The sequence below is a fragment of the Streptococcus cristatus ATCC 51100 genome, from assembly GCF_000222765.1.
In the GTDB taxonomy this organism is placed as follows: domain Bacteria; phylum Bacillota; class Bacilli; order Lactobacillales; family Streptococcaceae; genus Streptococcus; species Streptococcus cristatus.
The window spans coordinates 211,326-232,767 of sequence record NZ_AFUE01000008.1 but is presented as its reverse complement, the minus strand read 5'-3'; the positions used below and the strand labels follow the sequence as shown (position 1 = coordinate 232,767).

Below are 21,442 nucleotides of genomic sequence, written 5' to 3'. Positions count from 1 at the left end.
GAAGAAAAAGATCTTTCTGTAAAAAGTCAGACGATTTAATAACAAACACCCTTCGTTCGTCTCTAAAAGACAAAAATCTTAGCTGAAACTAAGATTTTTTGGTTTTTTCTAAATAATCAATCGCGTCCTGAAGAGTCTTAACCGGTACGATTTTCATATCTGTTTTGATTTCCTTAGCTGCTTCAAGCGCCGTTTCATAGTTGGTCTTGGCTTTGGGATTAGCCTTTTTTTCTTCCTCGCTGACAGGATTATCCGGAGCAAAGAAGATTGTTGCTCCGATCTTAGCAGCAGAGACGACTTTTTTGTCAATCCCACCAATATCACCGACCTTGCCCTCTCTGTCAATGCTGCCCGTTCCCGCAATCACGCGGCCGTCTCGCAGGTCTGGATTGGCCAGCTGAGTATAGATGGCTAGGCTAAACATGAGGCCAGCACTGGGACCACCGATGCCTTCGGTCGAAAATTCAATCGGAACACTGCTGTTGACTTCCGTGCGGTCAATCAAACTAATGCCAATTCCGTTTTTGCCATTTTCCAGCTTGATGATTTTCCCCGTCGCCGTCTTGGTTTTTCCATCTTCTTCGTAGGTCACTTTGACACTATCGCCCAAGGCCTGAGAATTGACATATTTGACCAAATCTTCCGAGCTTTCAAAGGTCTTGTCATTGACTCCCGTCACCGTATCCGCAATATTCAAAATTCCTTTAAAGGTCGAATTCGGAGCTACTTTTAGAACATAGACACCCAGATAGTTCATCTTGATGTCTTTTCCTGCGGCTTTGAGACCTTGATATTTGGCCATATTCTGCGACGTTTCCATATAAAATTGGTTAATGCGCATATACTCAGCATCACTTGAGCCACCCGTCATATCCTGAGCCGAATAAATATCCGTAAAAGGCGTCAGCCAAGCGTAGACCAGGTGGGCAAAGGTTGCATGCTGGATTCCAACAGTTACAAAGTTATAGGAACCTGCTGCCTGGTCCTCTTTTCCGTCCACAGTCAGAACCTTCCGAATGTCTTCTGCGCCTCCAGGCACCTCAATATAGTAAGGCAATGGAACAATGAAAGAAAATAGGAAGAGCACAAGCACGATAATCGAGGCCACTCCAGCACAACCAACTACTGTTAAACCACGTTTATTTTCCTTCGTCATCTTTTTCGGATTTGTCATGTCATTATTCATCTTTTTTTCTAACTCCTCAATCACACTTGCTGGCACATAGGCAGAAAGATCCTGCTGAAAAGCGATCAATTCCCGCATCGCTGAAGAACTGATATATCGGTAAGCCGGCTGACTCAGCAGAAATACGGTCTCCAAATCAGGTGCCAATTCCTTATTAAAAAAATGCAGGCCAGCTTCATAGTCCAAGTCCTGACCGTTGCGTAAACCGCGGACAAGAGTAGTCACACCCAGCCTTTTTGCCACATCGACCGCCAATTCATCATGGGAAGTGATGACTTCCACATTTTCCAAATGCGCCAAAGCCGCTAGAACCATTCTTTTTTTCGCATGGATGCTAAAAAATCCTGCTTTGTGAGGATTGTAGAAGATTCCCACATACAAGCGATCAAACAACCGACTGGCCCGCTCAATCAAGTCCACATGTCCATTAGTAATGGGATCAAATGACCCAGTAAAGAGCCCGATTTTATCTGACATAGACCGTCACCTTTGAAATTCCATATATTTTTTGCTTCCAGATACCCAAGTCTGCGATTTCTTCTGGCAAATCAACCGACTTATCCGTCTCGCAAACAACCATAATATCCTCGCTCAAGAGCTTGCGCTCCGCCATTTTCTCAATATCCGCAATAATCTGCTCCTTGGCATAGGGCGGATCCAGCAGAACCAGATCAAACTGGCCAGTCAACCGCTCCAGCGCTCGACTCGACTCCATCTTAAGCAGCTCAAAGCGCGCTGCTTCCTTGGTCATGGCAATATTTTCCGCCACGATAGCTTGCGCCCGCCGATCTTTTTCAACTAAAACAGCTGACTCCATGCCGCGAGACACCGCCTCAATCCCCAGACTACCGCTGCCTGCATACAGATCCAGCACCCGGCCGCCATCAAAATAAGGCCCAATCATATTAAAAATCGCGCCCTTGACCTTGTCTGTCGTAGGTCGCGTTGTCTTGCCATCTAATGTCTTGAGGGGCCTGCCCCCGTACTTCCCTGAAACAACTCTCATAAAAAACATTATAACAAAAATATTGAAAAGCTGATAGTAATTGCTAAGGCTGGACTTTATTCTCTAGCAAAAAACGGAAACAAGGCTATTTCCGTTCTAAGTTTGTTTTAGAATTATTTCGTCGGAGGCTAAAATGATCCGGCACTGGATCGTCCCCTTCCTCGGACCAGGGATGGCAGCGACCAATTCTTGCCAAGCCCATCAACAGCCCCTTTGCTCCGTGTTTTTCTATGGCTTCAATCATGTAATTGGAACAGGTCGGCCGAAAACGGCAGGAAGGGGGAAAGGCAGGGGAAATAAAGCGCTGGTAAAAACGAACCGGCGCTATCAATATTTTCTTAATCATTTTTTCTTAGTTTTGGTCACAGCCAAATTATGCAACTGGCTGACTTCCTTTTTACTCAATCGACGTGCTTCACCTGGCTTGAGGCCAGTTAAATCCAAATGTCCAAACTGAGTCCGTGAAAGCTTGTCCACTGGCAGCCCCACGGCTTCAAACATCTTCTTGACCTGATGATTGCGCCCTTCGTGGATGGTCAACTGAACAACCGAACGATTCTTCACGGGATCGACCTTGAGAATCTCATAAACAGCTGGCTTGGTTTTCTTGCCCTCAATGACCAGACCGCGAGTCAGCGGACGCAGAACTTCCTTATTGGCCACACCCTTGACACGCGCCACATAGACCTTGTCAATTTCATTTCGCGGGTGAATCATCTCATCTGTGAAGTCACCGTCATTGGTCAAAATCAAGGCACCAGAAGTATCCCAGTCTAGTCGGCCAACGGGATAAATCCGCTCCTTGACCTGCGGCAGCAAATCAACGACTGTCTTACGCCCCTTGTCATCGGTCACGCTGGAAATCACCCCGCGCGGTTTATTGAGCAGGTAGTAGACCTTTTCTTCATTGTAGATAGGCTGGCCTTCTACTTCTACTCGGTCGCCCGACTTGATGGTCGTCGCTAGCTCACGCACCACCTGCCCATTTACGGTTACTAGCCCCTGCTTGATCAGCTCCTCAGCCTTTCTCCGGCTGGCAATTCCCGCATGGGCAATGTATTTATTGATTCTCATCGATATTGTCCTTTCACAAAATACAAAGACCATTTTCACAACTTTAACAGCTGGAAAAATGGCAAATAGGGGAAGCGGTGCCTCCCTCAAAGCTTGGAATCGTTCAGAAAACGTCCCTTATAGAATGAACTTGTCACTCTCCGAAAAGCTGACTTTCCTCAGCAATGAGCTCCGCTTCGTCCACAATCGGCAATTCGTCCAAATGGTTGATGCCCATGTAGTCCAAGAAATAATCCGTCGTCACATAGAGATTGGGACGGCCAATGACTTCCTTCTTACCATCTTCCCGAATCAGCTCAAAGGCTAGTAACTTCGAAATCGCCCCGCTGGAATTGACCCCACGAATATCATCAATCTCCACCCTTGTTATGGGTTGCTTGTAAGCAATGATCGACAAGGTTTCCAGTGCAGCTCGGGATAAGCTCTGATTGATTGGCGCTCGCGAATACTCCCGTAAAATCTCAGCAAATTCAGGCTTGGTGACCAACTTATAGGTCTTTGAAGTTTCCAGCAAGGTCAAGCTGGAGTCAGGATTCGCCTGATAGTTCTCCGCCAATTTTTCCAAACTCTGGATGACGCCGGTTGGTGGCAAGGAGAGGATTTCTGATAGCTGATGAACTTTCAGACCGTCTTCCCCCGCCACAAAAAGCAGGGCTTCAATCTCTGCTAATTTACTCATTCTTTCTTCCTACTAAATAAATATTTCCAAAGTTTTCCTCCTGAATGACCTGCACCTCCTGCACCTTTACTAACTCCAAGGTTGCTAAAAAGAGCGTAATCACTTCATTCATATCTTTGGTTTCTGCAAAAATATCCTGCAGGGCCAGACGTTTATGAGCCCGACAGCGCTGGCGCACTACTTCCATCATGTCCTCGATCTTGTACTCATCTCGCACAATGGTCGTATGACTCTTGGAAAACTCCTCCTGCTTCTTGGTCATCACCTTGGAAAAAGCCAAAAAGAGATCAACAGCTGTCTTGTCATGCAGGAGCTCAGCGTCTTCATAGACCAATTCCAGCTTGGGCTTGGAGTAGTAAAGAGCACGGTCCTCATGCTGGAGGGACATTTTCTGGCCTAGCAGCTTGAACTTCCGATATTCCTCAATCTGACTCAGCAAATCCTGCTCCAGATCATCTTCCAGATCCACCTGATCTACCACCTTGGGTAAGAGCTTGCGACTCTTAATCAGCATGAGCTGACTGGCCATGACCATGTATTCTCCCGTCACTTCCAGCCGCATAGCCTGCAAAGTAGACACATAAGCCAGATATTGCTCGATGACCTCGGTAATAGGCACATCGTAAATATCCATCTGATACTTGGATACGAGGTGGAGCAACAAGTCTAGCGGCCCCTCAAAATCTTTTAACTTGATATCCATTCTTATCTGTATTTTTCTAATGTAATCACTGTCTTCAAGCCCAAATCACGAGCAATGTCATAGATACCGACACCCTTTTCCCGCTGGCGCAGGATAAATTGCTCTCGCAGGCTTTGGGCTGACAAGCTGGCCTGCCCCTGCTCAATCAAAAAAGCTTCCAACTGGCGAAAGCCCCATTGGCGCGAATAGGACTTGCCATTCTTTTCAAATAAATAAGTTCCTGTCAAATAATCGCCCAACTCGCTCGTCAGACATTCAGGGATCTTAATAATCCGCTTCTGCCCAGCCTTTTCGATCCGCAAAACCTGAAAATCAAGATTGACATCTTCAACCTTGACCTGCAGGATTTCACTTGGCAAGAGCCCCATTTCCAAAATCAAGAGCGCTATCAGCCGGCCTTGTGGTACCGCAGAAGTTTCCCAAAAGGCTGATAAGTCTATCAGCTCGCTTCCCAGTTCCTTGGAAATAGCGACTTTGGGCAGAGTCAAGCGGTGAAATTCACCAATCATCTTGTTCTCGTAAAGATAGTAAAGAAATTGATTGACCGCTGAGAGCTTCCGCTTCTGGACAGCCGCCTTGAAATCCTTGATAGAGGCTTGATAAATCCGCAAATTGGTTTCCGTCACCTTGCTGTGGATTTCATTGACAAATTGCTCCAGATCGTAGGAATAGGCTAATTTTGAATTTTCTGAGATATTTTTTTGTTCTAAAAAAGGGGTGATTTGTTCTTTCATTTTTTGGAAATCTCATACTGACTCGTGAAGGTATGCATCAACGAGTTAACAGCTTTTAAAATCGACTTTCTAGTAATGATGCCATAAAAATGTTGTTCTTTATCCACAACAGGCAGGAAAGACTCATCCACCAGCTTGTGCAAAACGTCCGCAATCTTGTAATCTGGCTCGACAGTCAGACCATCCTTTCGTGTCATGTGGACAATGTCCATAGACATAAACTCTTCCTCTGCCAGCTCATGCTGCATCCGATAAGCCATGATATCCGTCAGAGAAATGGTGCCAACGAACTTTTTCTCCGCAGTCACCACTGGAATGCGTGAATAGGTCATCTGGCTAAGTAAGAGAATGGCATGATCCACATTGTGCGTGTCAATCATGACCGCCAAATTCTCCCCAGGTGTCAAAAAAGTGTCCTCATGCTGCAACAGATAATCTTCAAATTCCTTAGCAATCATCGGGCAAACTCCTTGGACAAGCTTGGATAGAGCTCATGATTTCGCGTATAAAAATCAATTCTAAAGCGGTCTTCATCAATCTCTACCTTCGCGTAGAGACGTTCGTTGATTGAGCCACGAGGTTGGCTAATGGAGCCTGGGTTAAGGAAGAGAGTCTTCCCTTGCATCCAAGCATCTGGAACATGCAAATGGCCATAGAGACAAATATCTGCCCCCACTTCCTGAGCCCACAGATCCAGCTTTTGGAAGCTAAAGTTAATATTGAAAAGGTGCCCGTGGGTCTGGGCAATAATGGTCCCATCCAAATCTGTCACCAGCCGCTCTGGATAACCAGGATAAAAGTCCATATTGCCCGCTACGACATGAATTCCTTCCCAGACTTCATCCTCAAAAGGTAACTCTGAGTCTCCATCATGGAAAATAGCATCGACTTTTCCCAGATACTGATCTTTCATTTCTTCGACAATGGCACGGTCCCCATGGGAATCGCTCATTACGATGATTGTTTGCTTTGCCATGCTGGAAATACCTCCATTAATTTTTGCACTGCTTGCGCACGATGGGACTGGGCATTTTTCTCTTCGATTGTCAGCTCAGCCGAAGTTTTTCCCGTCTCTCCGACCAAGAACAAAGGATCGTAGCCAAAGCCATTTTCGCCTTTGGGTTCATGGGCAATGTAGCCCGGCCAATCCGCTTCGACCACCAAGGATTCCTTATCTGGACTTGCGACCACCAGAGTCGTGTGGAAATGAGCAGAGCGGTCTTTAATATCAAAGACCATGGCCAGCTCATGCAGGAGCTTAATATTGTTTTCGTCATCTGTCGCACCAACGCCAGCAAAGCGAGCCGACCAGACGCCTGGTAGACCACCCAAGACATCCACTTGCAGGCCGGAATCATCTGCCAAAACCATTTTGCCAGTTAACTGGCTGATCGTTTCAGCCTTGAGGCGGGCATTCTCTTCGAAGGTCATACCCGTTTCAGCCACTTCTGGCAAATCAGGATAGTCATTCAGATTTTCTACCTCGTAGCCCAACTTCCCGAAAAGCTTACGAAACTCTGCTGTCTTGCCCTCGTTTCGAGTCGCAATCAAGAGAGTATCCTTGACATCTTTTGCTCCCAGAAAGGCTTGTAAATCTATACCAGTCTGCGGCAGATGGACATAGAGCAATTTGCCCCCTTCAACCAAGAGAAGGGCTCCTTGGCGCTGCAATAATTCTAACTTTCGGTCCGTTTCTTGGTTTAAAATATCCAGCAAGAAGGTCAAAAAGCGAAAGGCTGAGCCATAGCGAATGACCGTGATATTTAAGGGCAGGCCTAGCTCTTCTTCCGCCAAAATACTCTCTAAGCGGTCTAAAATATCAGAAGCTTCGGCTGGAACCTGCTCGAACTCGCTATAAGAGACACTCTGTCCCCATTCAGCTACATACCAGTCAGAGGCATCTTTGTATTCATAAATGTTTTTTGTCATAAGGTCACATGCTCCACATTGACTTTCAGATTCAGCCAGTTTTCTGCGATTTCCGCAAATCTCTTAGCATTGGCTGTAGTATAAAAACGATGATTCAGTTCGTGCTTGTCACGGCTGCGATTAATTTCAAAATAATTGAGCAGGACAGAAATATCCCGTACACACTCAGCTCCGCTGTCAATCAGCTTAACGCTCGGCCCCATCATATTTTGAATAATTGGCCGCAACAAAGGATAATGGGTACAGCCCAAAACAAGAGTGTCCACCTTGCCCGCTAGAGGATGGAGAGTCTCATAGACCACCTTTTTAGTCAAGCTAGACTGGAGCTCATTTGACTCCACCAGCGGGACAAACTTAGGACAAGCCAAGCTCTGCACCTCCATCTCAGGGGATAATGCCTCAATCTTTTTCCGATAAATATCGGACTGAACCGTCATAGGAGTCCCGATGACCCCAATCTTGCCACCAGTCGTAGATTTGATGGCAGCGCTAGCTCCGGGCAAAATCACACCGAGGACAGGAATGTCCAACTTAGCCTTGACTTCCTCCCAGACAACAGCTGTGGCAGTATTGCAGGCAATGACAATCATCTTAACATCCTTGGTCAAGAGAAAATTGACCAACTGCCAAGTATAGTCCCGAATCTGCTCCGCCGGCCTAGGACCATATGGAGCCCGAGCCGAATCACCTATATAAACCACTTCCTCATGGGGGAGTTGCCGCATCAATTCACGGACAACAGTCAGACCGCCCACCCCAGAGTCTAAAAATCCAATCGGTCGGTTATCCATACAGTCTTCTTTCTAAAACAAGGGATTGGAAGCCTAGCCCAAATCCCCATTTTTTATATAGAAATCTCCGTCTGCCACCAAAGGGCGGCTGAGAGAAGCTTATTTTTTGTTTTTATTTTTAGCTGCTGCTGCTTTTTGTTGGTTGATGATTTGACGGTAAACTTGTTGAACACGTGCTTCACTTGGTTTTTGACCATTGGCACTGAGCAACATCCGCACCGCTTCTACATTGAGACGTGGGTTTTCCGCAAATTCCTTTTCGACCTGACGGCGAAGCAAGTACATACCAAGCAAAATCCCACCAAAGAAAGCCAGCATAATCAATAAAATTGCTAACAATGTATTCATAATAATCCGAACTCCTGTTTCATTTTTTACATTACTCTTAATTATACCAAATTATCTCTATTTTTCAAAATCAAAGCCATAGAGAGTCGCGAAATAATCTTCTGGCCTCTCTGCCCGGCGAATCATGCGAGCCTGACCATTTTCCTCTAGGAGAATCTCGCTAGAGCGCAGCTTGGCATTATATTGGTAACCCATGGAGAAGCCGTGGGCACCAGTATCATGAATGACCAGTGTATCGCCAATCTGACTGACAGGCAACTCCCGCTGGATGGCAAATTTGTCGTTGTTTTCACAGAGGCTACCGACCACATCAACAATCTCCGTCGGTCCTTCTGTCCGATCCATATTGGTAATATGGTGATAAGCTCCATACATAGCGGGACGCAGGAGATTGACCGCAGAAGCATCCACTCCCAGATAAGTCCGATAAGTTTGCTTTTTGTGCGTCACCTTGGTCACCAAGAGACCGAAAGGAGCCAGCATAAAGCGCCCCAGCTCAGTGAAAATCTTGACCTGCCCCAGACCAGCTGGTGTCAGGATTTCCTCATAGGCCTGACGAACTCCTTGACCGATGATCATAATATCATTTTCCTCGCCTTCAGGCTGGTAGTTAACTCCGACACCGCCAGACAGATTGATAAAATCCAACTCAACCCCCGTCGCTTCCACGACCTCTACCGCCAACTCAAACAGCTGCCGCGCCAGTGCTGGATAATAGTCATTGCTGACAGTATTGGAGGCCAGGAGGGCATGGATGCCAAATTTTTCCGCTCCCAGCTCCTTGAGGTCTTTGAAGGCCTGAATCAGCTGGTCCTTAGTCATGCCAAACTTAGCTTCCTCCGGATGATCCATGATACTAGTCCCCAGTTCAAAGACACCGCCGGGATTATAGCGGCAAGAAATCACCTTGGGAATCCCAGCCACTTCCTTCAAGAAAGCCACGTCTTCATAGGCATCTAGATTGATGTTCGCTCCTAACTCCCGAGCAAGACGAAATTCCTCAGCTGGCGTATTATTGGACGAAAACATAATCTCATCCCCAGCAAAGCCCAGCTTTTGGCTCATCATCAGCTCCACATAGCTGGCACAGTCCACCCCACAGCCCTCTTCCTTGAGGATTTTTAAAATAGCAGGATTCGGTGTCGCCTTGACAGCAAAATATTCCTTAAAATCAGCATTCCAAGCAAAAGCCTCATGCAAAGCCCGTGCTCTCGCTCGAATCCCCTTCTCATCATACAAATGAAAAGGCGTTGGAAACTGCGCTGTCAGCTCCGCCAAGCGCTCACGACTGATAAATGGAGTTTTCATACACGCTCCTACTTTCTCTTTTACTGACAATATTATAACACAAGTGTGGATTTGGGAGGAGAAAAAATAGACGCCAGAATTTCTACAATGGTTTTATCCATCACAGAAACCCTAGAGCCTTTAAACTATAAAGTTAAAAAGTTATATGGAATAAGTTAGGAGTTATGACGTCAGATTCATTTCTACATGCACTCTGAACTCGTTGGTTTATTCGAACTGACAGAATTCATTAGGTAGTGACTTGTTTTCTAAAATATTATTGTAATTTATTCAAACTTGGAAAACTATTTCTAAGTTCTAATAATCTTTTATAAATTTTATCTATTTTATCATTTTTAGAAAAGTAAAGGTTCAACAATAGATAATCTAATTTCCTATATGCGTAGTCGAATTTCATTTTACTATAGAATGATTTAACCTCCTCATTGTTTAAATATTCTTGAGAGATAACTATTTTATAATATTGATCTCGTTCAAAAACTTTTTTTATATTTTCCCCATCAGGGTGTACTATATCAATAATCTTTCTTGTATCAAATTCTTTTTTTGCTTGATTGCAATTTCGACAAGCAAATATAAGATTTTCGATATGATCTACAGATTTTCCATTTGGAGATGTTTTTTTAATTCATTAATAAAATGATCTAACTCATATTGAGGTGCTGAATTTATAGCGACTGAAACACCGCAGTAGCCACATTTTTGATGATAAATTTCTTGAAAAGTCTCATAATAATTAGAACATTTATTTTTGATTTTATCATAATGTTTCCCCAGATTGTCATCTTTGATTGTTCGTTTATCGATTTTATATGCTAATCGATTTTTTTCTTGAATAATTTTTGCAACGTCAGCTTCTTCTTCTCCCACAAATCGATAATCACTCATCTCTATTCTCCAATACTTCCTTCTTTATGATATCTATTAGCTCATCGATTTTTTCGTCTGTCAATTCTCTATACGATGTTATTTTATTAAGTAAATTTTGTGTTTTTTCAACAATCAACGATCCATCATAAGCACCTTTGTTTAATTCCAACTCCTCCCCAATTCTTCTCATCTCTACTATTTCTTTTATTGCTTCTTCTATTGTAGGCTTTAAGGATTTATTATAAAAATCATTAGCATTATCTTGAGAAGCATTACCTTTAGAAGTAGCAAATTTGTTTAAAACCCCATAATTTGCTAAGTCTCTATTTTGAGTTATTACAATTACTTTTATAAAAGGATTTAAAATTCTTAAAACCAATTTAAATTCTTGGCCAGTAAATTTTGAACCAGATTCTGCATATTCATTCTCGAACAACTTAGAATCAATAACAATAATATCAGACTCTAAAACTCTGCTGTCAGTTAATAATGATTCATAATTTCTACTACTACTATCAAATTGGATTTCATTATAAACGATTATTATGTCATCTTTTCTAAAATCATATAGATAATCAACTAATAACGGATCTAGCTTATCATCCACATATATCAACTTAATCTGTTGTGTCATATCATACCCTCACTAATAATTTTTATATATTCATTTCTGCTTTTAAATTAAATCCGTTTGTTTCTCCATCAATACTAATATTACCATTAAGTTTATAGACTGTGTTGTTCACCATCCACATCCCTAAACCATGCCCATCTTCTCTAGTGCCTTCGTGAACATTTAATATTTTCAACGGATTATTTTTATATTTTTTATCAAGCCCTTTGCCATTATCAGAATATTCAAGTAGTAGTTTCCCTTTATTGTAATCGAAATCAATCGATATTTCTAATTCTTTTCTATATTCATTCACCTGCACACTATTAAGAATTAAGTTATCGAGTATGATCATTAAATAATCGTAAGATATTATTATGATATCTTCGCCGGTGCAATTAGTTTTAAAGTTAACCCAATTATATTGAGTTTTCCATTTTTCAACTATCTCCTCCACAAGAACTTCTAAACTATATTCTCGTGGCTCGAATCTTTCTTTTTTATTTTCATCTATAATAGTATCAGAGAGATCCAAAACTTTTTCTAAATCTTTTTCAAGATTTTTTAATAATAATGGAATATTCCTACTACTTGGCATTTCAGACTCAAGTTCCTCCCAATTATATTTTCTTTTTAAAGCTTCTTCAATTTTTTCAGGATTTGCAGCAATTGTATTCCTATTATTATGTAATTCATGGCTTAACGAACTTATTTTTAATTGTAAAGTAGCAAGAACATTTAACAACTGTGCTTCATAGCGATAATTTTCTTCCACTTCCAGTTTTTCAGATGTGATATCGTTAACTTTATTTTTATACTCTGAGAGTTTGTTTTTCACTTCAACTAAATCTTCAATAGTTAATTCTTCTATGGATTTACTTTGTTCAATAAAACTATCAATTTTATTTTCAATATTAACTTCTTTTATAACGGATGTTCGATTTTCTTTATCTTTTATTTTTCTAATATCTCTAATTATAGATTGTCTATAACTTTCAAATTCCTTTAAAGCACTATCAATGATTTTCTTTAAAATAATAAAATGAATATTTTGAACAATACCCTGCCTATTTGAAATATCTTCAATATGAGAATTTTCTTCTTTATCAATTATAATGTAACCTGATAATTGATTTCGACGAACTCTCCAAGAACCTGTTGGATGTGAAGCAGCTGCTGGTGAGGAAGCAGAACGTTTGCCAAGCTCTAACCAGTCTGTTCTACCCTCAAAAGAATCTATACTAAAAGCATTTCTATATAAAATTACCCCGATGTTAAATCTATTTGATAATGATGTGTATTTATATTCATATTTTTCTTTATCTACTTGACTAACATTATTTAAACTAAAATATAATTGACCTTCAAAAGAACCTACTTCCTCTAATAAATCTGCAATCATTTGCTCTGTTATATTTTCTTTTTCAATATCTTCTTCTTCAATTATTAATTCGGAGATTTCTTTATTTAACTCGTCAATCATATTTTGTTTAAACAAATACTCTTTTATATTCTTGTTTGTCATTTTCATAACAGAATCATTAAATTCATCTGAAAGTACTTGACCAGAAAGTATCTTATTCTTAGAATTATAATTGATTGCAATAGATTCAAGATAATTTTCCCCAATTTTAGGATTTGTCCAAATTAACTCAGTCTCCTCCTCTAAACTTTCTCCATTCTCTACTAAAAACATTATAGAAATTTTCATTTTACTATCTCTATAAGTCTTACTTATATAGTTTTTTAACGGTTTGATACTTTTTGATGACCATTTATCTCTTAATTCATTTATTTGAATTTTAGTTCCTTGACTAGCTAGATTATAATCAATATCAATCTCTGAACCATTCCAATTGGTTTTCCAGTGATAACCAACTCCCAATTTTTTTTAGTGAACATATCAACCGATTCACCTAATCTAGCTAAAGCAAACCTTCCAATTCCTTTTGATCCAGCAAGAATCCGTCCCGTATCAGAATCTTTATAGTCTCTGGTACTTTTACCAACATGCATCCAAGCTTGCCTGATATCATTTTCATCCATTCCAGAACCATCATCTATTATTTCAAGCATTAAACGTCCTGTATCCTCAGATTTTTTGAAAATTAAGTTTAACTTACTAGCCCCGGCATCATAAGCATTTTTTATTAATTCTAAAATAGCAGATTCTTTTGTTGAGAAATTATTTCTACCTAAAACCTCTGCAATAATATTATCTTCAACGATATAGTTAAGTTTATCACCCATTTTTTACTCCTCATCAAATAACTTAATTGGGATTCTAATTTTTTTAGATCGTTAGTGCTTATATTTTTATATCCTGATGAATAGTTCTTAGATATTCTTTTTAAATAATCGACTACAAGTTTTGAATTTAAATATTTTAGAATTCTATTATAAGATGCCTGACTCAGATCCCTTAAAAATACAATTGAAATACCAGCCAATACAAAACCAAAATCAATTTGTTTAAATGGAACATCTTCTAAATTGGCAACCTTCGGTATTATAATTTTTTGAGAATAGTAATTCAACATTCCCTGAGTCCGACCAAAATAAATACCATACTTTTCTTGAAAAGAATCATTTAACTCATTTCTTAAATAGTCATAAGTACATGGATAACGTTCACTAATTGTAATTATTTTCTGATTTCTATCATCATAGGGAAAGATTGTATAATATTTTTTATTAAGATTAGAAACTCGCACTCCTTTTTTTAAAATAGCTTTCTCAATAAGATAATGTCTAGATTTTTTTCTATAACATAATTATCTTCCAAATCATCAACTATATCTTCTTCAGCAATAATAAATACACTATCTTGTAGGGTAGCTAAACCATTTTTTATATCTGCTATTTCTCCCAGTAAGACGGAGTCTCCTCCTTCATACATAAATTTTTCATCATATAGATAATAAATTTCTTTTTTATACAGTTCATCATATGAAAAACTCTTTAATTTAGTATTGTTTGAACTTACAATCTCTAAATTAGCATTTTTATTAGAAATAACCGTGATTGCTGTATATGTTGTTGCATCTTCAAAATTCAATAAATCACCATAATCAATTATTTTTTCAATGTATTTATTAGAGATTAATGTTTGAAGTAGTGTTTCAGCACCTCTAGCTCTCAAATAATTATTTGGAGTAATATAACTTATTTTTCCTTTTTTATTCCAAAGAGATAGTCCTAACTCAAAGAAATAATAATAGATATCAAAGTTAAATCGATTACAAAATTCACTATGTTTTTTTAGTTTATCAACCATATATTTGCCCATATTTTTTCTTGAAATATATGGAGGATTACTAATAACATAATCGTATTTTTTTGTTTATCAAATTTTTGATAGTAATCTAATGCATCAAAAATATAAATATTCCAATTTACTGATAGATCATTGTAATATTTACTAACCAATTTATCAAGTCTCGAAATACATAGTTTAATTGCGTCTTCTCTAATATCAAATGCAGAAAAGTTATTTTCCAATTTCTTTTTTATTTTTTCTCGACATTTATTTTGATTCTTTTTTAGGAACTCTTCAACAATTAAATAAAAAATATGTCCCTCTCCAACAGCAGGTTCAATTATTGTAAACTCTTTTGTATAATCAATATTTAAACAATCAATCATAGTTTTCGCTAATGATTTACTAGTGTAGTAAACACCATTTTTTTTAAAAAGTTTTGTTGACCCATCACTTTATATTCTCTGTTCATAATTATTATGTCTATTATACCAAAAACCCCAGCAAATTGCCGAGGTTCCTATGTTTATTTAACCAACTTTTTCATCTCATCAATCCGCGCTACGGTCGCGTCGTACTTAGCTTGGTAGTCGGCTTGTTTGTCGCGTTCTTTTTGGACGACTTCTGGTTTGGCATTGGCTACGAAGCGTTCGTTAGAGAGCTTCTTACCGACCATATCCAGTTCTTTTTGCCATTTAGCTAGTTCCTTGTCGAGGCGAGCCAGTTCTTCTTCGACATTGAGGAGGTCTGCGAGTGGTAGGTAGATTTCTGCTCCTGTGATGACGCTTGACATCGCGAGTTCAGGTGCAGGGATAGCTGATGCAATTTCCAAGTGCTCTGGATTTGTGAAACGCTTGATGTAGTTGACATTGCTATTAAAGAAGGCTTCCAAGTCGCTATCGCTAGTTTTCACGAGAATGGTGATTGGCTTGCTTGGTGCTACGTTTACTTCCGCACGCGCATTACGTACAGCACGGATCAAGTCTTTGAGGCTTTCGACACCAGTGTGAGCCGCAAGGTCTTCAAATGCTGGGTTGACAGTTGGGTATTCTGCTGTTACGATAGAGCCTTCTGAGATTTGCCCAAAGATTTCCTCTGTCACGAATGGCATGATTGGGTGGAGGAGACGAAGAATCTTGTCCAAAGTGTAAAGGAGAACAGAACGTGTGATGACTTTCTCTTCTTCGTTGTCGCTATAAAGGACTTCCTTGGTCAACTCAACGTACCAGTCCGCAAACTCATCCCAGATGAAGTTGTAGAGGATGTGACCAGCCACACCAAACTCAAACTTGTCGAAGTTCTCAGTGACCTTGCCGATGGTTTCATTGAGGTTGTGGAGAATCCAGCGGTCAGTAACATTACCAGCTTCCTTGTTGACAACTTTTTCGACATTGGCAGTTGCTTGCTCAAGGGTCAAACCTTCATTGTTCATGAGGATGTAGCGAGAGATGTTCCAAATCTTGTTAATGAAGTTCCATGAAGCATCCATCTTCTCATAAGAGAAGCGCACGTCTTGTCCTGGTGCAGAACCGTTTGAAAGGAACCAACGAAGGGCATCGGCACCATATTTCTCGATGACATCCATTGGGTCAATTCCGTTTCCGAGAGATTTAGACATCTTGCGTCCTTGCTCGTCACGAATGAGACCGTGGATAAGGACGTTTTGGAATGGCTGACGGCCAGTGAATTCCAAGGATTGGAAGATCATACGAGATACCCAGAAGAAGATGATGTCGTAACCTGTTACCAAAGTTGAAGTTGGGAAGTAACGTTTGAAGTCTTCTGAATCGACATCAGGCCAGCCCATAGTTGAGAATGGCCAAAGGGCAGAACTGAACCAAGTGTCCAAGACGTCTTCGTCCTGAGTCCAACCGTCGCCTTCTGGAGCTTCTTCGCCGACATACATTTCTCCCTCAGCATTGTACCAAGCAGGGATTTGGTGACCCCACCAGAGCTGACGAGAAATTACCCAGTCGTGGACGTTTTCCATCCATTGGAGGAAGGTATCATTGAAACGAGGTGGGTAGAATTCTACCTTGTCCTCTGTATCTTGGTTAGCAATGGCATTCTTAGCCAATTGGTCCATCTTGACGAACCATTGCGTAGACAAGCGTGGCTCAACCACAACACCTGTACGTTCTGAGTGACCAACACTGTGGACACGTTTTTCGATTTTAACGAGGGCACCGATTTCTTCCAACTTGGCAACGACTGCCTTGCGTGCTTCAAAACGATCCATGCCGGCAAATTCGAAGGCCAAGTCATTCATAGTTCCGTCGTCGTTCATAACATTGACTTGTGGCAAGTTGTGGCGTTGACCAACCAAGAAGTCGTTTGGATCGTGGGCAGGTGTGATTTTCACGACACCTGTACCAAACTCAGGGTCTGCATGTTCATCCGCAACGATTGGGATTAACTTATTAGCGATTGGAAGGACTACGTTTTGACCAATCAAGTCCTTGTAGCGAGGGTCTTCTGGATTGACCGCAACGGCAACGTCCCCAAACATGGTCTCAGGACGAGTGGTCGCAACTTCAAGAGCGCGTGAGCCGTCTTCCAGCATGTAGTTCATGTGGTAGAAGGCACCTTCCACGTCCTTGTGGATTACCTCGATATCGGAAAGGGCTGTGCGAGCTGCTGGGTCCCAGTTGATGATAAACTCACCACGGTAGATCCAGCCTTTCTTGTAAAGCTCGACAAAAACCTTGCGAACGGCTTTTGACAAACCTTCGTCAAGAGTGAAACGCTCACGAGAATAGTCCACAGAGAGGCCCATCTTGCCCCATTGTTCCTTGATGGTCGTCGCATATTCGTCTTTCCATTCCCAGACTTTATCTAGGAATTTCTCACGACCGAGGTCATAGCGGGAAATGCCCTCACCACGCAAGCGCTCCTCAACCTTAGCCTGAGTTGCAATCCCCGCGTGGTCCATACCAGGAAGCCAAAGGGTATCAAAGCCTTGCATGCGTTTTTGACGGATGATGATATCCTGCAAAGTCGTATCCCAAGCGTGACCAAGGTGGAGTTTACCTGTAACGTTTGGTGGCGGAATCACGATCGAATAAGGCTTAGCCTTTTGATCGCCTGAAGGCTTGAAAACATCGGCATCAAGCCATTTTTGGTAACGACCAGCCTCAACCTCGGCTGGATTGTATTTAGGTGAAAGTTCTTTAGACATGTGTGTTCTCCTTATCCATTTTTCTTTAACAATTCGTTTCCTATTTTTTCTATATCTATAAAGTAAAATAGGATGCTCATTAACCTTTTTTACTTTTTATTCTTAAATATCTCTTTATTTCTTTAACATAGGTATATTCATAAGTATAAAGTAGATATAAATATAATTTTTCATACACAAAAATTAATATAACACTAATAAAGTAAAACGGTGTATCTAAATTAAATTTATAGATTAGATTCCATGTTATACAAATATGCGGTAACGCATATAATATAAAAAATAACCACATTTGTTGTTTTTGCTCTTCAGGTGGATTTGAAATAATAGCATCTGTTATAAATGGCTGTACTAAAATTAAAATAAACGCAACAATACTTATTGCAAGATTTATTGCATATAGGATATTAGTTTCGTTACTCAAAAAATTAATAGATACTAGATAAATACAATAAAGAGATGAAAAAAACAAAAGGAAATTTAGCACTCGATTGATCACCTTAATAGGATTATAACTTACTTCTATTTTAGAACGTTCCCAATCAAATTTTAATAGCAATTCAATATAGAATGCTAACCTATCAAAATCAATTTCTCCCTCATTATCTAGTAAATCCCAAATGTGACCATCTTTCATATAATAGGGCTTTGTATTCTTTAACTCCATATCCTTCCCATATGGATTTATTTCTGATTTCAACTTGATTATGGCAGACTCTTTTTTAGTATCATCTCTTAATTCTGATAATATTTCTTTTAATTTTTTTCGCCATTCTGACCGTTCTTTTGTAACAAAATCTAGATTGTTCTTTTTATTATTTTGAACGAATGCGATTATAGCACTAACGATTGTGCTTATCCCAACTGCACTAATAATAGAGGCGATTTGTTCAATAGTCAAGTTCATTTCTGCACCTCCCACTCACTCCTCAGCAAGCCATAAGCCAACTCTGCACAGCGATTGCCTTGGGCATCTTTGCGGTCCCGGATGCGAGCTTCAAGGGTAAAGCCAAGTTTTTCTGCAACTCGCTGACTTTGTTTATTGTAATCAAAGCATCGAATTTCAACCTTGTGGAGTTTAAGAATGGTAAAAGCGACTTCTATCAAAGCACTGACGGCTTCTGGCACATAACCCTTCCCCCAATAATCTGGATGCAGGAGGTAGCCAATTTCAAAGACATCATCTTCATGGCGATGATTGAAGTCACAAGAGCCAATGACTCGGTCATCCCCCTTAACTGTAATGCCATAGCCAGACGGAAGTTCCTTCTTTTCTAGATTTTCAAAATAGTCACGCTCTGCTTCCAAGCTATCTATAGGAGGAAAGCCAGCTGGATAACAGACCTCAGGCAGACTAGCATAAGCAAACATATCCTCCACATCATCTGCCGTTCTCTGACGCAATATCAAATGCTCAGTTTCCAACCTTGGCAACTCTTTACCATTATAAGATTCAAGAAGTTTCATTCAAACCTCCTTTCCGCAACATAAAAATAATCCCTTCCTAGTCAGACTAGAAAGGGACGAATGTGTTTATCCGCGGTACCACCCAATTTCGGGCAAGCGCCCGCAACTTTTCTCTTATTCTTTCTCTTTTATGACGGCGTTAAGTCGCTTTGGCATACGCTAGTATAGCCTGCAGCTCCTTGCCTAGTCCTAAAAGGAAACAAAAAGACACTTGTATTTCAATTTTTCATCCATCAGCAACCAGTTTTGACACATTTGTGGACTTCTCAGCACCGCCACTTTCTGTAAAATGCTTGACTCAAAACACCTCTGATGAACCTATTCTATCACCTTTCCAGCGAAAAATCAATAATTTCTCTCACCCAAAAGTCCATCTGGCAGGTCGTGAAATCCTTTGCCCGCCTGATAGTTGGCGAATTTTCCTAAAAGGAACTGGTAAGCATCTAGACGACTTTCATAGCGAATAGCCGCTTCCTTGGCCCTCTCGTCCTGGTCCGCCTCGTAGACTGCCTGACTCTCCTTGAGGGCCATCTCATTAATCATGACCTGGGTCTTGACCCAAGCTTCAAACTCCTGTAAAAATTCCTGTTCGTAACTCATTTTTCTCACTTTCTAACTGCAAATACCTAGTCCAAATCTCGGTAAAAATCACTGTCAATATCACGGAAGGGCTGAATGTCCTGTACATACTCCAGCACCCCTTGAAATTCACCGGCCTCATCCCGCACCGCCGCATAGGTCACATGGACAAACTTGCCCCGCGATTCCGACTTGAACCACATCTCAAACTTGTCCCGCTCTCCCTCGCGCAGAGCTTTGAAAATCCGCCGGACCTTATCCAAAAACTTGGGCGGGTGACAGAGCTCGACATCGCGCCCTATCTGGGACGGCGTCCGCTTGAAAATCATCTCGTCCGCCGGCACACTGTCATTATAATACTGGAAAATATCGTCCTTATTGACAAAGGTAATCTCCATGGGCAGATGGTCCAAAATCAGATTGGCCTCCGTCACCGACAGATAGCCATGGCCAAAAGGCTGCTGGGACTCCCGATTAAAGGCTTGCTCCTTCTTTTCCTTAGGCTTAAAGGAAATGGTGACCTGACCATCTGGCGTATCAATGACCTGCTCAAATCTGCCATCACTAGTCTGCTCTGTGCTTGCTGGCGCTTCGCTTCCTTCATCAGCAGCATTCCCAGCTTCCTCCTCCGAGAATGAGCGCCGCGCAGGAATCCATTTCTCCGTCGGCTTAATGATAGCATAGCCATAAGCATCACTCTCCTCAGCAATCTTGAGCCAGTCATCCTGATGAAAGGACTCAAGGAGTATCATGAGAAGGATGGATTCTTCCTTGAAAATCATAGCTTCAAACTCAGCAGCAAAAACCTCAAACTTGTCCTTGACCTCTTGAATCGAAGTATCCGGCAGTTGCTCTGCAGCAATCTTAGCCTCTTGGAAAAGTTCGCGAATCTGGTCATCTACTCCCCACATGACCTTGGGCGGCGAATCGTGACCGTAGCTTTCCATGATAGGAAACATAAGCTCTTCCTTGCGCTGATAGTGTATATCAAACTGCCCCACCAAACCCAGCTGGCGCTGGAGTCCCTTGCGGATTTCAGGAAGAAGCTCCTCATCTTCTGTACTTTCATAGGTGGATAGGAGCCTGCGAACCCGCATAAGGGCAGCCCGCAGCGCTAAATTTTCCTGTTTGAAGATCTGAACAGGATGGCCTGGATGGTCGGTATCAGCCACCTCCACATCCTGAATGGCACCTTTAAAGAGGTTGGCATGGACATTGCAGAGGGACATGACATCTTCGAAAGTCACTCCCGTATCCGAGTTCATCAGCTCATGCTCCATCAGGCTGATTTCGATAGCGGACACACCAGCAAAATACTCGTTGAAAAGCTCCTGAACGGACTCTGCTGAAGCTCCATTATGTAAATCTAGCAAGATAGACTTGAGGACTTCAATGCGTTCAGTAGCCATTTCTAAATCCCCACCACTTCATAGCCGTTCAATTCCAGAGTTTGCTTGATTTTATTCAGGTCAATACCGTTCATGCTGGCTCCTTTTTTGATAGAAACCACGCGCCCGACTGTATTGCGCATAACAGGATTGGCCAGAGGCTTAAAGCCCAACTCGACCAAGACATCTAAAACTTCAGGCTGCTTCTCAATCACTTCTGCCACTGGAATAGACAAATCAATCACATTATCCATATGCCCTACCTCCGTGTATTTTTTATTATTATATCACAAAAGATGCGTCCAATAAAAATCCTTTCCATCACTTGCT

At 41.2% G+C, this 21,442-nt stretch carries 25 protein-coding genes; all 25 read right to left on the bottom strand.

Translation table 11 applies throughout. From position 1 onward, the window contains the following. Positions 1-88: 88 nt before the first annotated feature. Positions 89-1,663, bottom strand: coding sequence for a SepM family pheromone-processing serine protease (locus tag HMPREF9960_RS07860; RefSeq protein ID WP_005592362.1), 1,575 nt, complete (start codon positions 1,661-1,663; stop codon positions 89-91). Beyond that, entirely contained in the window at positions 1,653-2,192 is a 540-nt protein-coding gene (gene rsmD, locus HMPREF9960_RS07855; RefSeq protein ID WP_037586339.1) for a 16S rRNA (guanine(966)-N(2))-methyltransferase RsmD, read from the bottom strand. The genes HMPREF9960_RS07860 and rsmD overlap by 11 nt, the downstream gene beginning before the upstream one ends. Positions 2,193-2,277: 85 nt before the next feature. Further along, positions 2,278-2,538, bottom strand: a complete 261-nt coding sequence (yidD, locus tag HMPREF9960_RS10155; RefSeq protein WP_005592331.1) for a membrane protein insertion efficiency factor YidD — start codon at positions 2,536-2,538, stop codon at positions 2,278-2,280. Beyond that, positions 2,535-3,266, bottom strand: a complete 732-nt coding sequence (locus tag HMPREF9960_RS07850; RefSeq protein ID WP_005592340.1) for a pseudouridine synthase — start codon at positions 3,264-3,266, stop codon at positions 2,535-2,537. Before HMPREF9960_RS07850 ends, yidD begins: the two co-directional genes overlap by 4 nt. A 133-nt stretch (positions 3,267-3,399) precedes the next feature. Further along, positions 3,400-3,945 carry an SMC-Scp complex subunit ScpB gene (gene scpB / locus HMPREF9960_RS07845; protein WP_005590827.1) on the bottom strand — a complete coding sequence of 182 codons (546 nt, stop codon included), beginning with the start codon at positions 3,943-3,945 and terminating at the stop codon, positions 3,400-3,402. Next, positions 3,938-4,648, bottom strand: coding sequence for a segregation/condensation protein A (locus tag HMPREF9960_RS07840; RefSeq protein WP_005590830.1), 711 nt, complete (start codon positions 4,646-4,648; stop codon positions 3,938-3,940). The genes scpB and HMPREF9960_RS07840 overlap by 8 nt, the downstream gene beginning before the upstream one ends. A gap of 2 nt (positions 4,649-4,650) precedes the next feature. Next, a complete protein-coding gene (xerD, locus tag HMPREF9960_RS07835; protein WP_005590831.1) occupies positions 4,651-5,382 on the bottom strand; it encodes a site-specific tyrosine recombinase XerD in 732 nt (243 codons plus the stop codon). Further along, positions 5,379-5,840 (bottom strand): cyclic-di-AMP-binding protein CbpB, encoded by a 462-nt coding sequence (cbpB, locus tag HMPREF9960_RS07830; RefSeq protein WP_005590833.1) that lies wholly within the window; start codon positions 5,838-5,840, stop codon positions 5,379-5,381. The genes xerD and cbpB overlap by 4 nt, the downstream gene beginning before the upstream one ends. Continuing rightward, the gene (locus tag HMPREF9960_RS07825; protein ID WP_005590835.1) at positions 5,837-6,358 is read right to left on the bottom strand and encodes a metallophosphoesterase; all 522 of its coding nucleotides are present in this window, start codon (positions 6,356-6,358) and stop codon (positions 5,837-5,839) included. Before HMPREF9960_RS07825 ends, cbpB begins: the two co-directional genes overlap by 4 nt. After that, complete coding sequence (locus HMPREF9960_RS07820) at positions 6,334-7,311, bottom strand: nucleoside-triphosphate diphosphatase (RefSeq protein ID WP_005590837.1); 978 nt, start codon at positions 7,309-7,311, stop codon at positions 6,334-6,336. The genes HMPREF9960_RS07825 and HMPREF9960_RS07820 overlap by 25 nt, the downstream gene beginning before the upstream one ends. Continuing rightward, positions 7,308-8,102: a glutamate racemase gene (gene racE / locus HMPREF9960_RS07815; RefSeq protein WP_005590839.1), complete on the bottom strand. Its 795-nt coding sequence runs from the start codon at positions 8,100-8,102 to the stop codon at positions 7,308-7,310. Before racE ends, HMPREF9960_RS07820 begins: the two co-directional genes overlap by 4 nt. A gap of 99 nt (positions 8,103-8,201) precedes the next feature. Further along, complete coding sequence (locus tag HMPREF9960_RS07810; RefSeq protein WP_005590840.1) at positions 8,202-8,450, bottom strand: YneF family protein; 249 nt, start codon at positions 8,448-8,450, stop codon at positions 8,202-8,204. Positions 8,451-8,507: 57 nt separating this feature from the next. Continuing rightward, positions 8,508-9,758 carry a diaminopimelate decarboxylase gene (locus tag HMPREF9960_RS07805; protein WP_005590841.1) on the bottom strand — a complete coding sequence of 417 codons (1,251 nt, stop codon included), beginning with the start codon at positions 9,756-9,758 and terminating at the stop codon, positions 8,508-8,510. A 594-nt stretch (positions 9,759-10,352) separates the two neighbouring features. Next, on the bottom strand, positions 10,353-10,646 hold the full coding sequence (locus HMPREF9960_RS10855) for a hypothetical protein (protein WP_005592426.1): 294 nt from the start codon (positions 10,644-10,646) through the stop codon (positions 10,353-10,355). Further along, entirely contained in the window at positions 10,639-11,262 is a 624-nt protein-coding gene (locus HMPREF9960_RS07795) for a hypothetical protein (protein ID WP_005590843.1), read from the bottom strand. The genes HMPREF9960_RS10855 and HMPREF9960_RS07795 overlap by 8 nt, the downstream gene beginning before the upstream one ends. A gap of 22 nt (positions 11,263-11,284) precedes the next feature. Then, the gene (locus tag HMPREF9960_RS09845) at positions 11,285-13,126 is read right to left on the bottom strand and encodes an ATP-binding protein (RefSeq protein WP_231913455.1); all 1,842 of its coding nucleotides are present in this window, start codon (positions 13,124-13,126) and stop codon (positions 11,285-11,287) included. Further along, on the bottom strand, positions 13,060-13,491 hold the full coding sequence (locus HMPREF9960_RS10850; protein ID WP_005592353.1) for an ATP-binding protein: 432 nt from the start codon (positions 13,489-13,491) through the stop codon (positions 13,060-13,062). The genes HMPREF9960_RS09845 and HMPREF9960_RS10850 overlap by 67 nt, the downstream gene beginning before the upstream one ends. Positions 13,492-13,963: 472 nt before the next feature. Next, complete coding sequence (locus HMPREF9960_RS10845) at positions 13,964-14,530, bottom strand: Eco57I restriction-modification methylase domain-containing protein (RefSeq protein ID WP_005592338.1); 567 nt, start codon at positions 14,528-14,530, stop codon at positions 13,964-13,966. Then, positions 14,503-14,886 (bottom strand): hypothetical protein, encoded by a 384-nt coding sequence (locus HMPREF9960_RS10700; RefSeq protein WP_174263566.1) that lies wholly within the window; start codon positions 14,884-14,886, stop codon positions 14,503-14,505. Before HMPREF9960_RS10700 ends, HMPREF9960_RS10845 begins: the two co-directional genes overlap by 28 nt. 140 nt (positions 14,887-15,026) lie before the next feature. Then, positions 15,027-17,678, bottom strand: a complete 2,652-nt coding sequence (locus HMPREF9960_RS07775; RefSeq protein WP_005590847.1) for a valine--tRNA ligase — start codon at positions 17,676-17,678, stop codon at positions 15,027-15,029. A 79-nt stretch (positions 17,679-17,757) separates the two neighbouring features. Then, positions 17,758-18,585: a hypothetical protein gene (locus HMPREF9960_RS07770; RefSeq protein ID WP_005592404.1), complete on the bottom strand. Its 828-nt coding sequence runs from the start codon at positions 18,583-18,585 to the stop codon at positions 17,758-17,760. Next, a complete protein-coding gene (locus HMPREF9960_RS07765; protein ID WP_005590849.1) occupies positions 18,582-19,145 on the bottom strand; it encodes a GNAT family N-acetyltransferase in 564 nt (187 codons plus the stop codon). Before HMPREF9960_RS07765 ends, HMPREF9960_RS07770 begins: the two co-directional genes overlap by 4 nt. A 345-nt stretch (positions 19,146-19,490) precedes the next feature. Next, complete coding sequence (locus HMPREF9960_RS07760; protein WP_002899692.1) at positions 19,491-19,745, bottom strand: DUF1912 family protein; 255 nt, start codon at positions 19,743-19,745, stop codon at positions 19,491-19,493. A 26-nt stretch (positions 19,746-19,771) separates the two neighbouring features. Continuing rightward, entirely contained in the window at positions 19,772-21,133 is a 1,362-nt protein-coding gene (locus HMPREF9960_RS07755) for a DUF438 domain-containing protein (protein ID WP_005590850.1), read from the bottom strand. A gap of 2 nt (positions 21,134-21,135) precedes the next feature. Beyond that, positions 21,136-21,366, bottom strand: coding sequence for a DUF1858 domain-containing protein (locus HMPREF9960_RS07750; protein ID WP_005590851.1), 231 nt, complete (start codon positions 21,364-21,366; stop codon positions 21,136-21,138). Positions 21,367-21,442: the final 76 nt, after the last annotated feature.